The following is a 14,650-nucleotide window of genomic DNA, read 5'->3' as shown; positions in this document are numbered from 1 at the left end:
ACAGATGACCCAAACCAGCGGCGGGCCGCGCCCCCAGGCGGGCCCGCCGTCGTCCTCTGCCCTGGAGACTGAGCCCCACCTGCGGGTTCCCCGCCTGGCCGACGGCGTCCAACTGATCGGCGAGTCAGAAGGATCAGGCTACCGGGAGCCGCCTTCCCTGGTCCGCCGCGCCGACGGACAAACCCTCCAGCTGACACCGCTGCTCTATTTTGTGCTGGAAGCCGTGAACGGTACCCGCAGCCTATCCGAGATTGCGGAGCATGCCAGCGCCGGCTCCGGCAGGCTCATCAGCACTGACAACGTGCGCACCCTGATTGATTCGCAACTGCTGCCGCTTGGCCTGCTCCGGCTGGCCGACGGGTCCCAGCCCGAAGTCAGGAAGGCAGATCCGCTGCTGGGCATGCGCTTCCGCTACACGGTGACGGATCCGGTGCGGACGGGCAAACTCACGGCCCCGTTCGCCGCACTTTTCAACCCCCTGATCGTCGCGGCGGTTACTGTGGCCTTCCTGGCGGCGTGCTGGTGGGTGCTGATGGTGAAGGGACTCGGATCAGCCACCCACGAAGCTTTCGAAAACCCCCTCCTGCTCCTGCTGATCTTCGCCATCACCATCCTGTCTGCAGGCTTCCACGAATTCGGTCACGCCGCCGCAGCACGGAAAGGAGGCGCCATCCCCGGCTCGATGGGCGCGGGCCTCTACCTGGTCTGGCCGGCATTCTTCACAGATGTGACCGACTCCTACAGGCTGGGCCGCGGCGGCCGGCTCCGGACGGACCTCGGCGGCCTCTACTTCAACGCCATCGTTGCCGTGGCAATCATGGGACTCTGGTGGGCCACCGGCTTCGACGCACTGCTGCTGGTTGTGGTGACGCAGATCCTGCAAATGGTCCGGCAGCTGCTGCCCCTGGTCAGGTTCGACGGCTACCACATCCTGGCGGACGCCACCGGCGTGCCCGACCTTTTCCAGCGCATCAAACCCGTCCTGCTGGGCATGCTTCCATGGCGCTGGGGGCGGCCTGAAAATAAGGTCCTCAAACCATGGGCGCGCGCCGTTGTGACGCTTTGGGTCCTGGTCACCGTGCCCCTGCTGCTGTTCAGCCTGGCCATGATGGTGATTTCGCTGCCACGGCTGCTGGCCACCGCATGGAGCAGGGCCGCCCGGCAGCAGGGCCTGCTGGCAGAAAGCCTTTCGGCCGGAGACCTGGCCGGGGCCGCGGTACGCTTCCTCGCCATTGTTGCCGTGGCACTGCCCATGCTGGGCATGCTGTACATCCTGCTGCGCCTGGTTCGCCAGCTGCTCACCGCGCTCTGGCAGAAGACCCGCGGCAACGCTGTGCAACGTACCGCTGCATTGACAGTGGTGGGTGCCCTTCTTGCCGGCCTCGCCTGGGCATGGTGGCCAGACGGCGCAACCTACCGGCCCGTCCAGCCCTACGAACGCGGCACCCTCGCGGATGCGACCACATCGATCCTCCCGGCCGGCGATACCGCCTTGAAAGAAGGGCGCGGCGGACGCACAGTGGCCCTCTGGCCTGCGGGCACCCCGACGCCCACGCGCGAGAATCCCCAACTGAGCATGGTGCTTGTTCCCGTTGCAGGCCCGTCCGGTACCGGGCCTGCCGCATCCACGGCCGCGGACGCTTCCGCCGCGCCGTCCTGGGTATTCCCGTTCGATCGGCCCGCCGCCCCGGAGCCGGACGGCAACCAGGCCCTTGCCATCAATACCAGCGACGGCTCAGTCACCTACAGCGTGGCATTCGCGCTGGTATGGGCTGAGGACGGCGAACCGGTGGACGCACGTAACGAGGCATACGCCTTGGCCAGCTGTACAGGCTGCGCGGCGGTGGCGGTCGGTTTCCAGGTGGTTCTTGTTGTGGGGCAGGCGGACGTCATCGTCCCCGAGAACCTGTCAGCTGCCGCAAACTACAACTGCCTGGACTGCCTTACCTATGCGCTGGCCAGCCAGCTCGTGCTCACCCTCGACGGTCCGCTTGAAGGGGACAGCATGGCCCGACTGACAGCCATGTGGGAAGAAATTGCCGCGTACGGCAGGAACATCCACAACGTCCCGCTTTCGGAGATCCAGGCCGCGCTCGCATCCTACAAGGAACAAATCGTAGCCATCATCAGGGCAGATCCCGGCGCCTCGGCAGGTCAGCCCGCCAGCCGGACGGCCTCGCCCAGCCCAACCTCGGCCACCGCACCGGCGGACCCGGCTTCGGCGGCCCCCGCCACCGAGCCACCTGCTCCTGCTCCGGCTCCGGCTCCTGCAGGATCCGGGGCAGCAACCGCGGCCCCGACCGGCGGAGCCAGCCCGGCGCCGTCGTCCACTCCGGTTCAGACCGCACAGCCGACGGCTGTCACGGGTCCCACTGCTCCAGCCGCGGAACCGCTCCCCACAACGGACGCAGGCTAGGACGGTAACCGATTATTTCTCCACCGGATGGTCTATAACAGTGGTTTTTACTTAGGTGAGGCTTAGCTAATACCATCGTCGGATGACCACGCAGCTTGATTTCGCGCGGGTACCTTTCGCTGCCGATCTTTCGAGCTACGGAAACAGGCCTGCCATCATCACCGACGGACTGACCCTCACCTACGGGGACCTTGCCGACCGGGTGGACAGCTTCGCCCGAAGGCTTGGCACCGAACGCCGCCTGATCGCGCTCGCTGCCTCCAACGACGTCGAATCCGTTGTTGCCTACCTGGCAGCCCTCGCCTCCGGCCACCCGCTGATCCTCCTTCCGGAGGACAAGCCGGCGGCCCTCGAGTCCCTGGTGGCCGCCTACGATCCCGACGTCGTGGTGCGCTCGGCCGACGGGCAGTGCGTCCTGGACGAACGCCGGCCCGGCACGCGGCACACCCTGCATCCGGACCTCGCCCTGCTCCTCAGCACCTCCGGGTCCACGGGCTCCCCCAAACTGGTGAGGCTTTCCCACGCCAACCTCCAGGCCAACGCCGAATCCATCGCCACCTACCTGCAGATCACCCGGGACGACCGCGCCGCCACCACGCTGCCCATGTCCTACTGCTACGGGCTCTCCGTCATCAACAGCCACCTCCTGCGCGGCGCAGGCCTGGTCCTCACCGGGCTGTCCGTGGTGGATCCGTGCTTCTGGGAGCTGTTCCGGCGGGAGGGCGCCACCGCCTTCGCCGCTGTTCCCTACACCTTCGAACTGCTGGAGCGCGTGGGCTTCGCGGACATGGACCTGCCCGCCCTGCGCTATGTCACCCAAGCCGGCGGCCGGCTTGCCCCGGACTCGGTGCGGCAGTATGCCGAACTGGGCCGGGAGCGGGGCTGGGACCTGTTCGTCATGTACGGCCAGACGGAGGCCACCGCACGCATGGCCTACCTGCCGCCGGACCTGGCAACCGACCATCCCGGCGCAATCGGTGTTCCCGTTCCCGGCGGAACCTTCCGGATCGAGCCCGTCCCGGGACTTGCCGACGGCGAACTCGTGTACAGCGGCCCGAACGTGATGCTGGGCTATGCAGAGAGCCCTGGCGACCTTGCGCTGGGCCGCACTGTCACCGAACTGCGCACCGGCGACCTCGCCCGGAAGAACAGCGCCGGCCTCTACGAGGTGTGCGGGCGCCGCAGCCGGTTCGTCAAGATCGTTGGGCTGCGGGTGGACCTGGGCCAGGTGGAACGCCTCCTGGCGGATCTCGGCGTGGTAGCGGCGAGCGCCGGGACGGACCAGCGGCTCGTCGTCGCCGTCGAAGGGGACCACGACACCCACCTGCTCACCAAGGTCCTGGCCCAGGGGCTGGGACTGCCGCGGGCCGCCGTCGACCTCCATGCCGTGGAGGAGCTCCCCCGCCTAGGGACGGGCAAAGTGGACTATCCGGCCGTGGCTGCCCTGCCGCCGGCACACCCCTCCCGTCCGGCCGCAGCCGCTGAGTCCGCGGGGGACGCATCCGGCGCCGCAGCCCGGCCCGGCAGCACCACGCAGCCGGACACGGTCAGGCGGATCTTCGAGGACACGCTGGAACTGACGGACATTTCCGACGACGACACGTTCGTTTCGCTCGGCGGCGACTCCCTGTCCTTCGTGGCCGCCTCAGTCCGGCTCGAGCAGGTGCTGGGGCACCTGCCGCCGGACTGGCACGTGACGCCGGTCCGGAACCTCAAACCGCGGCCGGACAGGAACAGGAACGGGCACCCGGACATGCCTGCGGACGGGCGCCAAGGTGAGAAGCCGGTACGCCCGTGGACCGCCCGCCTCCTGGCCCCGATGGACACCAGCCTCGTCCTCCGCGCCGTCGGGATTTTCCTGATTGCCAGTACCCACATCGGCCTCTTCAGCTGGCAGGGCATGGCTCACGTGCTGTTCGCCGCGGCGGGATTCAATTTCGCCCGCTTCCAGCTCTCCGGCGAGGGGCTTCCCCGCCTGCGGCGCCAGCTCACCAGCGTGGCCCGGATCGCGGTGCCCAGCATGGTGTTCATTGCCTTCGCCTACCTGGCCACGGACCGGTACGGCCTGGTGAACATCGTGCTCCTGAACGCCGTCCTCGGCCCCGAGCAGGTGACCACGCAGTGGCACTTCTGGTTCATCGAGGTGATGGTCTACATCCTGCTGGCGATGACGGCCCTGCTCGCCCTCCCCTGGCTCCACCGCGCCGAACGCCTGTTCCCGTTCGTCTTTCCGCTGGTCCTGTTCGGCGGCGGACTGCTCACCCGCTTTGAGCTCATAGAGCCCGGCGTGCCCCACACCGTCCCTGCCTTCTGGCTGTTCGCCCTGGGGTGGGTGGTGGCCCGCTCCCGCACCCTCGCCCAGCGCTGCACCGTCACCGCCCTGACGCTCCTCACCGTCCCGGGATTCTTCGAGAACCCTTACCGGGACCTCACCGTGATGGCCGGAATCCTCATGCTCGCCTGGCTGCCCACCCTCCCGGTGCCGCGCGCCCTGAGCCGGCTGGTAGTCCTGCTGGCCAGCGCCTCCATGCACATCTACCTTGTCCACTGGCTGGTCTACCCCCTGCTGACCGGCATCAGCGTGCCGCTGGCGGTAGCCGGCTCACTGGCCGCGGGAGTGGCCTACTGGGCCCTGTGCAACAGGGCGGCCGGGGCAGCAACCCGCTACCTGGCACGGCGGTGAGGTGACGACGGCGGCCGCCTCCCGCCGTCGTCACCCCACCTTCTAGCCGCGGCAGTACCCGGAGAAGCTAACCGTGCTTACTATTGTGGAGCACCCGTATTCCAACCGGAGACCGCCACGTCCCGGACCCCACCAAAGGAGCAGGCATGCCGCTACGCAAGGGAACGTCCGTCGAATGGAACACGTCGCAGGGCATGACCCACGGAAAGATCGTTGAGAAGAAGACCAGCGACTTTGAGCTGGACGGACACACGCACCGTGCCAGCGAGGACGAGCCGCAGTACGTGGTGGAATCCGCCAAGACCGGAGCCCGGGCCGCGCACAAGGCTTCTGCCCTGACCGAAAAGAAGTAGCGCCCGTGGCCACGCAGCATGAAGTGGTGATCATCGGCGGGGGCAACGCAGGCGTTTCCCTGGCAGCCCGCCTGGAACGCTACGGGGTCAGGGACGTGGCCGTCATCGAGCCCAAGGACCACCACCTTTACCAGCCGCTGTTCTCCCACATTGCCGGCGGCCGCGCCCAGGCCCAGGAGGCCGTCCGCTCCCAGGAATCGGTGATGCCCCAGGGCGTCACCTGGATCCGGGACGGCGCCGTGGGGGTGGACACGGACACCAATACCGTCAGCCTGGCCTCGGGCTCGACCGTGTCCTACGGGCAGCTGGTGGTGTGCCCCGGCCTGCAGTACGACTGGGACGAGGTGCCGGGCCTTGCCGAGGCCGTGCATTCACTGCACGGGGCGTCGCACTACGAGTTCGAGCTGGCACCAAAAGCCTGGACCCTGCTGAGCGGGCTCACGTCAGGAACGGCCGTCTTCACCATGCCGGCCGGGCCCATCAAATGCGGCGGCGCCAGCCAAAAGCCCATGTACCTTGCCTGCGACTACTGGCGGGAACAGGGCGTGCTGGACCAGATCCGCGTGGTGATGGTCCAGCCCTACCCCACAGTGTTCGGGGTACCCGAGATTGACCGGGAACTGGACCGCAAGATCGCGGAGTACGGCATTGAACTGCGGACCAACAGCGAACTGGTTTCCGTGGACCCGGCCGGCCGGAACGCCGTCATTCGGGACATCTCCACCGCGGCAGAGGAAAGCATCCACTACGACGTACTGAACGCCGTTCCGCCGCAGTCGGCACCGGACTGGCTCAAGGCCACGGACCTGCCTGCTGCCGGGGACACTGGCGGGTTCGTGGAGGTGGACCGCCAGACGCTCCGCCACATCCGGTTCCCGAACGTATGGTCCCTGGGGGACGCGGCCGCGACCACCAACTCAAAATCCGGCGGCGCCCTCCGGAAGCAGACCAAGGTGCTGGCCAAGAACCTGGTCGCCGCCAGGAAGGGGAAGCCGCTGCGCGCAAAGTACAACGGCTACTCCGTATGCCCGTTCACGGTGTCGCGGGACACGGTGGTGTTCGCGGAGTTCGACGACCGCTACCGGCCCATGCCCACCATTCCCCGGGTGCCCACCTGGAACGAGAGCAAGCTGTCCTGGGTGGTGGATCGGGACATCTTCCCCCAGGTCTACTGGAACCTGATCCTCAAGGGCCGGGCGTAGGGGACAGTGCGTCCCGGGAACCCCATCGAGTGCTCCAATAATGCCGTTTTGGGCGCCGCAAACGGCACTTACGGAGCACCCGATGAGGAGACGACGGCGGCCGTCGCCTCCGCGATGGCGCGCTCCTCGTCGGTGGGAACCACCAGGACGGGGATGGCGGACCCGGCCGTGGAAATGACGCGCGGATCCCTGGACCGCTCGGCGTTCAGGCCGGCGTCGAGCTCTACGCCCAGGGCGCCCAGCCGGTCTGCCACCAGCGCACGGAACTGGTGGGAGTTCTCGCCGATGCCGGCCGTGAACACCAGGGCTTTCGCCCCGCCCACGGCCACGTGGTACCCGCCGATGTACTTGGCCAGCCGGTAGGACGTGACGGCGAGCGCCGTGGCAGCCTTGGCATCGCCGGACTCGGAGGCCTCCACCACCGAGCGCATGTCATTGTTGCCGGCCAGGCCCTTCAGCCCGGATTCGCGGTTGAGCATGGTGTCCAGGTCCTCCGGGGTCCAGCCTGCGCGGCCCAGGAACACCAGGATGGACGGGTCCAGGTCGCCCGAGCGGGTTCCCATCACCAGGCCCTCGAGCGGCGTGAAGCCCATGGACGTGTCCACGGAGTTGCCGCCGCGGATGGCCGTAACGGAGGCGCCGTTGCCCAGGTGGGCGATGACGCCGTCGAACTCTTCAACGGGCAGGTCCAGCAGCGCGGCGGCGCGGCGGGTCACATACTCGTGCGAGGTGCCGTGGAAGCCGTAGCGGCGGATGCCGTGGTTGGTGTAGAGCTCGTCCGGGACGGCGTAGCGCCAGGCGTGCTCGGGCAGGGTGCGGTGGAACGCGGTGTCGAACACGGCGACCTGGGGCATGTCCGGCCACTTCCTGGTGATGGCCCGGATCCCCAGGACGTTGGCGGGGTTGTGCAGCGGCGCCAGCGGGTTCAGGCGCTCGATGGCGCGGGTGATCTCGTTGTCTATCAGCACGGGCTCCGCGAAGCGCTCCCCGCCGTGCACCACCCGGTGCCCCACCGCGGCCAGCTCCAGGCCGCCGAGTTCCTGGTGGATGGCGGCATCCACCTGTTCCAGCGCCTCGGCGTGGTCCCGCGGGCCCTCGATCTCGCCATCCCCGTCACCACCGTTGCCCATGCCGATCTTCTCGATCAGCCCCTCGGTCAGGACGGTCCCGGCGGCGACGTCGCGCACCTGGTACTTGAGCGAGGACGAGCCGGAGTTGATGACGAGCACGAGCATGTGGGGCCTCCTGAGCCTTGCTTCTGCGGTTCAAACCCCACTATAGGCGGGCCGCAGTGGAGGTTTCTTGCGGACAGGCGAGGCGGGGGCCTAGAGTCGGCACACGAGCTGGACCACGCCCGAGAGGACACTTCCATGACGAACGAGCCGAATTCGATCGACGAGAACGACCCCACCAACACGGGATCCAGCAGCACCGCGCCTTTGAATCCGCAGGCGGATTCGGACACCGCTTCCGGTTCCGGCAAGAAGGACCCCACAGTGGTGGAAGGCGCCAACCCTGCCCTGGACGACACGGGCGCCCTGAAAGCTGAGGAAACCGGTGAGGCACCCGAAGCCCCGGAGAACACCGAGGACCTGGACCTCACCCCGCAGGGCCTGTCCGATGAGCCCGCCAAGCAGGAGGACCCGGCCAGCCTGGCGAAGCCGGACAACAGCTGACGCGGCGCTAAGAACCTCAAGACAAAGTACGACGGCGGCACCCACGGAGGGTGCCGCCGTCGCCCTTTGTGTCGGCTGGGTTGTGTCCCGGGACGCCGGCCTAGGAGGCTGGGGCCTGGGCCTGGATGGCGGTGATGGCCACGGTGTTCACGATGTCCTCCACGGTACAGCCGCGGGAGAGGTCGTTGACCGGCTTCCGCAGCCCCTGCAGGACGGGCCCGACGGCCACGGCCCCGGAGCTCTGCTGCACCGCCTTGTAGGTGTTGTTGCCGGTGTTGAGGTCCGGGAAGATGAACACTGTAGCCTGCCCGGCAACCGAGGAGCCCGGCATTTTGGACTCCGCGATGGAGGCGTCCACGGCGGCGTCGTACTGGATGGGGCCCTCGACGGCGAGGTCCGGGCGGCGCTGGCGGACCAGTTCGGTGGCCTGCCGCACCGCGTCCACCGCTTCACCCGAGCCGGAACCGCCGGTGGAGTAGGAGAGCATGGCCACCCGCGGCTCCACGCCGAACTGCGCCGCGGTTTCCGCCGACGCCAGCGCAATGTCCGCCAGCTGCTCCACGTTGGGGTCCGGGTTCACGGCGCAGTCGCCGTACACCAGCACCCGGTCCGGCATCAGCATCAGGAACACCGAGGACACGATCTTCACGCCCTCGCGCGTCTTCACGAACTCCAGGGCGGGCCGGATGGTGTGGGCGGTGGTGTGGGCCGCGCCGGACACCATGCCGTCCACCACGCCGAGCTGGACCATCATGGTGCCGAAGTAGCTCACGTCCTGCATGATCTCCAGGGCCTTGGGCAGGTCAACGCCCTTGTGCGCCCGCAGTTCCGCATACTTCTCCGCGAACTTCTGGCGCAGGTCCGAGGTGGCCGGGTCAACGATGTTGATGCCGGACAGGTCGATGCCGCGGGCGGCCGCCAGTTCGCGGACCTCCGATTCGGGGCCGAGCACGGTGAGGTCGCAGACGTCGCGCCGGTGCAGGATCTCCGCCGCGCGCAGGATCCTCACGTCCGTTCCCTCCGGCAGGACCACGTGCCGGCGCTGCGAGCGGGCGCGCTCTATAAGGTCGTGCAGGAAGCGCAGCGGCGTCATCCGCTCGGCCCGGGGCAGGTGCAGGCGTTCCACCAGTTCGGCCTCGTCCACCCGGCGGGACCAGAGGCCCAGGGCGGACGCCACCTTGCGGCGATGCCCGGACCAGATCTCGCTGCGGACCTCAGAAACCCGGCGGGCGGTGGTGTAGGTGTCCTCCCGCGCCGCGAAGACAGGGAACGGGGCCTGCGCCAGGAGCGGATAGATGTTGGCGTCCGGCGCGAGCCCGCCGGTGAGGATGAGCGCGGAGGCCACCGGGAACTCCGGCGAGAAGGACGCAGCCAGGCACGCCACCATCACGTCCGCTCGGTCGCCGGGGACGATCACCAGGGCTCCCTCGTCCAGCACGTTCAGGAAGTTGCCCACGTTCATGGCGGCCACCTTGATGTCCTTGACGTCGCGTTCCATGTCCGGCCGCCCGGCGATCTGGCGGACGCCCAGCGCCGCTGCAACCTCGCCGGTGGTGGGCCGCGCGATGGCCTCCAGTTCGGGCAGGATGTACACGGGCCGCCTGGAGGCGCCGGGCTTCACGGCAGCGGCGATCGCATCCAGGTCCGCCGGGTCCGCCCGGTTCACCATGATGGCCAGCAGGGAGCACCGTTCCGCGGCAAGTTCCTTCCGGGCAACCTCGACGGCGGCCGCGGCCTCGGCGACGGTCCGCCCCTTGGCTCCCACCACCGCCACGATGGGGGCGGCCAGGTTGTTGGCCAGGCGGGCGTTGAGGTCGAATTCGACGGCGGAGTCCTGGCCCACCAGGTCCGTTCCCTCCACGATCACCACATCGCAGTGCCGCGAGATGTCGGCGAAGATTTCCACGCAGCGGGCGTCGATCTCGGCCCGGTTTCCCTCGGCCAGCAGGGTCCGGACTTCCTCGTGGGTGAGGCCGCCGCGGCAGCGCTCGTCCTCCAGCGCGAATCGGGATTTCATCAGTGCGACCATCGGATCGGCCGCGGCGTCCGGGCCATGGACCACGGGCTTGAAGAAGCCGATCCTGTCCGCATGCCGGTGAAGGGTGTCCGCCAGGCCCAGGGCCACGAGTGACTTGCCCGATCCGGGAGTGGTTGCGCTGACGTAGATGCCTTTGGCCATGGTCCGCCCTTTGCTGTGCTGGTGCCGGTTACTCCATCCTTGCACTTCGTGACGGGCTTTCGGCAGCGTGTGAGCCTGCCGGGCCTGTGGTGATGGGCACGGCGGCGGTGACACTGCACATCCGCCGGGCCGGCGGCGGCCGGTGCGTGCCGCCGTCGTATGTTCCAGCCCGGTTGCTTCTCCGCACCCCCTCCGGCGCGCCGGGCACGACGGCGTGTCCCGGCTCCGGCGCACAGTCCCGCCGGAGCAAGTGGGCAGGAACGGCCCGGCCGTGACGCCCGGCCCTTGACACCGGACCCCTCCATGGGATTACCTAATGAACATTCGGTAAATAAAGCTGGAGGCAATGACGCATGGCTGAAACCACCCTTTCCGGGCCCACACACCAGATCCTGGAGAACGACTATGCCTCCGAGTGGATGGGCATTGAAGTCCTCGCCATCAGCGACGGCCACGCAACCATCCGGATGACCCTCCGGCAGGAAATGCTCAACGGCTTCGGCATGGCCCACGGCGGAATGATCTTCGCCTTCGGTGATACCGCGTTCGCCCTCGCCTGCAACCCCGCCGTCCAGGCACCCGGCGAGGAAAACAGCATCACCGTGGCCTCCGGCGTCGACATCAATTTCCTCAAGCCGGCCTTCCGCGGCCAGGTGCTGACCGCGGTGGCGGACCGCCGCTCCAGCGCCGGACGCAGCGGGCTGTACGACATCCAGATTTTCGCCACGGATGCACAGCCTGACGCTGCACCCTCCCCCGCGGGCCAGCCCACCCCGGCCCAGCCGGGTTCAGCCCAGCCCAGTTCAATACCGCCCCGTTCAGCCCAGCCCGGCGAGCTCATTGCCGAGTTCCGCGGACGCAGCCGCACCATCCCCAAGAAGTAGGAAACCATGACCCTGCATGCCCCCGAAACCCCCGCCGCTGCCGCTGCAACGGCCGCAGGCACTAACGTCATCCTGGACCGCGAGGAGACCATGTCCCGCGACGAGCTCGAGGCCCTGCAGCTCAGCCGCCTGCAGCACACCGTTGCCTACGCCTACGAGCGCGTGCCCCTGTACAAGCGCAAGTTCGACGACGCCGGCATCCACCCGAACGACCTCCGGGAACTCAGCGACCTGGGCAACTTCCCCTTCACCACCAAGGACGACCTGCGCGAGGAATACCCGTTCGGCATGTTCGCCGTCCCGCAAAACCAGGTTGCCCGCGTGCACGCCAGCTCAGGCACCACGGGCCGGCCCACGGTGGTCGGGTACACCAAAAAGGACCTGGCGGACTGGGCAAAGCTGGTGGCCCGCAGCTTCCGCGCCTCCGGCATCCGCCCGGGCATGAAGGTCCACAACGCCTACGGGTATGGCCTGTTCACCGGCGGCCTGGGCGCCCACGCCGGCGCCGAAGCCCTCGGCTGCACCGTCATCCCCATCTCCGGCGGGCAGACCGAACGCCAGATCCAGCTGATCCAGGACTTCAAGCCGGACGCCATCCTGGCCACCCCCACGTACCTGCTCACCATCGCGGACGCCATGGCGCACATGGGCATCGACCCCGCCTCCACCTCGCTGAAGTACGCGGTGCTGGGCGCCGAGCCGTGGACCGAGGAGATGCGGCACGAACTTGAGGTCACCATGAACATCAAGGCCTGCGACATCTACGGGCTCTCCGAGGTCATGGGACCCGGTGTGGCCGGCGAGGCCGTGGAGACCCAGGACGGCAGCCACATCTGGGAGGACCACTTCCGCCCCGAAATCATCGACGCCTTCAACCCGGAGGTGGGCAAGGAGAACGTCCTGCGCGACGGCGAGCACGGCGAACTGGTGTTCACGTCCCTCACCAAGGAAGCGCTGCCCATCATCCGGTACCGCACCAAGGACCTCACCCGCCTGCTCCCCGGCACGGCCCGCCCCGCGCACCGCCGGATGGGACGCATCACCGGCCGCAGCGACGACATGATCATCCTCCGTGGCGTGAATGTGTTCCCGTCCCAGATCGAGGAGATTGCGCTCCGCATCCCCGAGCTCAGCCCGCACTTCCAGCTGGAGCTCACCCGGCCCGAGGGCCAGCGGATGGACCAGATGACGGTGAAGATCGAGCGCCGGGAAAGCGTCACCGTTGAGCAGTGCACGACGGCGGCGCGCGCCTTGAAGGAGCAGATCAAGATCCACGTGGGTTCTTCGTGCGCAGTCGACGTAGTGGAGCCGGGCTCGCTGGAGCGTTCCAACGGCAAGCTGCGGCGCATCTACGACCTGCGCCCTAAGGCGTAGTCATCCAGCGGTGGCGCAGGCTCCGGGCTGCGCCACCCGACCGACCGTTCATGAGAAACTAGCCACTATGCCCAGCAGCACTGATACAGCCAGCACAGCCAAGCGCGGCCGCCCCGGATACGACCAGCAGTCGGTGCTGCGCATCGCCGTCGACGTCTTCAACCGTCATGGCTACGACGCAACGTCCATGGGCATCCTTGCGGACAACCTGGGCATCTCCAAGTCCGCCATCTACCACCACGTGCCGTCCAAGGGCGACCTCCTGAAGCTCGCCCTGGAGCACGCCCTCGGCGGACTTGAGGCCATCCTGGAAGAGCCTGCCGCCACGTCCGGCGCGGCCGATGCCCGCCTGGAGTTCGTGCTCCGGCAGACCGTGGCCGTCCTGGTGGACCGGCTGCCGTTCGTCACGCTGCTCCTGCGGCTGCGCGGGAACACGGAGATCGAGCGGGACGCCCTGGAGCGTCGGCGCACTTTCGACCACAAGGTGGCCGCACTGATCTCCGCAGCCCGCGACGAAGGCTCGCTGCGCCAGGACATCGATCCGCGGACCGTCACCAGGCTGCTGTTCGGCATGATCAACTCGATCGTGGAATGGTACAAGCCGGGCGGCTCCCTCTCCCCCGAACGGCTCGCCGACGACGTGATCACCATGGCGTTCGACGGGCTGCACTCCACCCAGCACTGAGATAGATACTAAGGGTGCTTGGTATTTTCTCCGATCCCCGGCTACGGTGGTAGAAACCAGCCAGGACCCGGAGGAGGCCGTCCATGAATACCGTCACCCGCCGGGCGCTGCCACGTCCGGACCGCTTCCGGACCGCCGCGGGGGCAGCACTGCTCACGGTATCCCTGGCCCTCACCGGCTGCACCGGCTCCACGCCTCCCCCGGCCCCCAGCGGCTCCTCCAGCCCCGGGCCGACGTCCACGGCCACGCCTGACGGCACAGCGGCGCCGGCCCCCGCGCCGGCTGCGGAGGGCGATATCCCCCAGCTGGTGGAGAACCTCGCACCGTCCGTGGTCACCATCTTCACGGACGGCGGCCTGGGCAGCGGCGTGGTCTACTCCGAGGACGGCCTGATCCTGACGAACGAGCATGTGGTCCGGGGCAACACCCGCGTTGAGGTGGCCTTTGCGGACGGCCAGCGGGTGGAGGGAACCGTCAGGGCAACCGACCCCGTCACGGACCTCGCACTGGTCCAGGCCAACCGAACCGGCCTGCCCAAACCCGTCTACCAGACCAACCTCCCGCGCGTCGGCGAGGGCGCCGTGGTGCTCGGCTCCCCGCTCGGCTTCGAGAACACCGCCACCGCCGGGATCATCTCCGGACTGCACCGGTCCATTCCCGGTTCCGCCTCCAACAGCCTCTCCCTGGTGGACCTGATCCAGACCGACGCCCCCATCAGCCCGGGCAACTCCGGCGGAGCGGTCATCAATATGCGCGGTGAAATCATCGGCATCAGCGAGGCCTACATTCCCCCGTCAGCCGGGGCCGTGGCCCTCGGGTTCGCGATCCCGGCCGCCACGGCCGTGGAGGTCGCCGAGGAACTGCTGGCGGACGGCACTGCCGAGCACGCCTACCTGGGCCTCACCCCGGGGGAACTGACCCCGCAGATCGCCGGCCAATTGGGCATCGACGCACGCACCGGCGTCGTGGTCCTGGCAGTGGACGACGACGGCCCGGCGGCACGCGCGGGCATCCGCCCGGGTGACGTCCTCGAGTCCCTGGAGGGCGTGGACCTCACCGCTCCGGAGAAGCTCCTGGCGGAACTCCGGAACCGCAACCCCGGCGATACCGTAGGCTTCAAGGTCAAGCGGCAGGACCAGAGCCTTGACCTCAAGGCGGACCTCATCGCGCGGCCCACAAGTAACACCCGATAGGAAGG

Annotated in this window: 11 protein-coding genes; 9 read left to right on the top strand and 2 right to left on the bottom strand. The window is 68.3% G+C overall.

Annotated elements, in window-relative coordinates:
- Positions 1 to 4: 4 nt before the first annotated feature.
- The 4 genes from HTS88_RS10150 to HTS88_RS10135 all read left to right on the top strand — a co-directional run bounded on the left by HTS88_RS10150 (position 5) and on the right by HTS88_RS10135 (position 6,654).
- The gene (locus HTS88_RS10150) at positions 5 to 2,416 is read left to right on the top strand and encodes a M50 family metallopeptidase (protein ID WP_174177961.1); all 2,412 of its coding nucleotides are present in this window, start codon (positions 5 to 7) and stop codon (positions 2,414 to 2,416) included.
- 82 nt (positions 2,417 to 2,498) lie between these two features.
- Positions 2,499 to 5,099: an AMP-binding protein gene (locus tag HTS88_RS10145; protein ID WP_174177959.1), complete on the top strand. Its 2,601-nt coding sequence runs from the start codon at positions 2,499 to 2,501 to the stop codon at positions 5,097 to 5,099.
- A gap of 146 nt (positions 5,100 to 5,245) precedes the next feature.
- Positions 5,246 to 5,452 carry a hypervirulence associated TUDOR domain-containing protein gene (locus tag HTS88_RS10140; RefSeq protein WP_104184611.1) on the top strand — a complete coding sequence of 69 codons (207 nt, stop codon included), beginning with the start codon at positions 5,246 to 5,248 and terminating at the stop codon, positions 5,450 to 5,452.
- Positions 5,453 to 5,457: 5 nt separating this feature from the next.
- A complete protein-coding gene (locus HTS88_RS10135; protein WP_174177957.1) occupies positions 5,458 to 6,654 on the top strand; it encodes an FAD-dependent oxidoreductase in 1,197 nt (398 codons plus the stop codon).
- A 68-nt stretch (positions 6,655 to 6,722) separates the two neighbouring features.
- On the opposite strand, the gene HTS88_RS10130 is transcribed toward HTS88_RS10135, so the two are convergent.
- On the bottom strand, positions 6,723 to 7,889 hold the full coding sequence (locus tag HTS88_RS10130; RefSeq protein WP_174177955.1) for an acetate kinase: 1,167 nt from the start codon (positions 7,887 to 7,889) through the stop codon (positions 6,723 to 6,725).
- A 135-nt stretch (positions 7,890 to 8,024) separates the two neighbouring features.
- Between HTS88_RS10130 and HTS88_RS10125 the strand changes: the two genes are divergently transcribed.
- Complete coding sequence (locus HTS88_RS10125; protein ID WP_174177953.1) at positions 8,025 to 8,330, top strand: hypothetical protein; 306 nt, start codon at positions 8,025 to 8,027, stop codon at positions 8,328 to 8,330.
- A 100-nt stretch (positions 8,331 to 8,430) separates the two neighbouring features.
- Here the strand turns inward: HTS88_RS10125 and pta are convergent, their stop codons facing one another.
- Positions 8,431 to 10,509, bottom strand: coding sequence for a phosphate acetyltransferase (gene pta / locus HTS88_RS10120; RefSeq protein ID WP_174177951.1), 2,079 nt, complete (start codon positions 10,507 to 10,509; stop codon positions 8,431 to 8,433).
- 353 nt (positions 10,510 to 10,862) lie between these two features.
- Between pta and HTS88_RS10115 the strand changes: the two genes are divergently transcribed.
- The 4 genes from HTS88_RS10115 (at position 10,863) to HTS88_RS10100 (ending at position 14,645) form a co-directional block, all read left to right on the top strand.
- On the top strand, positions 10,863 to 11,393 hold the full coding sequence (locus HTS88_RS10115) for a hotdog fold thioesterase (protein WP_174177949.1): 531 nt from the start codon (positions 10,863 to 10,865) through the stop codon (positions 11,391 to 11,393).
- A gap of 6 nt (positions 11,394 to 11,399) precedes the next feature.
- The gene (gene paaK / locus HTS88_RS10110) at positions 11,400 to 12,767 is read left to right on the top strand and encodes a phenylacetate--CoA ligase PaaK (protein ID WP_174177947.1); all 1,368 of its coding nucleotides are present in this window, start codon (positions 11,400 to 11,402) and stop codon (positions 12,765 to 12,767) included.
- A gap of 67 nt (positions 12,768 to 12,834) precedes the next feature.
- Entirely contained in the window at positions 12,835 to 13,452 is a 618-nt protein-coding gene (locus HTS88_RS10105; RefSeq protein ID WP_174177945.1) for a TetR/AcrR family transcriptional regulator, read from the top strand.
- A gap of 83 nt (positions 13,453 to 13,535) precedes the next feature.
- Positions 13,536 to 14,645, top strand: coding sequence for a S1C family serine protease (locus tag HTS88_RS10100; RefSeq protein ID WP_174177943.1), 1,110 nt, complete (start codon positions 13,536 to 13,538; stop codon positions 14,643 to 14,645).
- The last annotated feature ends 5 nt before the right edge of the window (positions 14,646 to 14,650 follow it).

The sequence above is a fragment of the Pseudarthrobacter oxydans genome, from assembly GCF_013314975.1.
In the GTDB taxonomy this organism is placed as follows: domain Bacteria; phylum Actinomycetota; class Actinomycetes; order Actinomycetales; family Micrococcaceae; genus Arthrobacter; species Arthrobacter oxydans.
The sequence above is the reverse complement of the archived record's forward strand: the minus strand, read 5'-3'. Positions and strand labels throughout refer to the sequence as shown.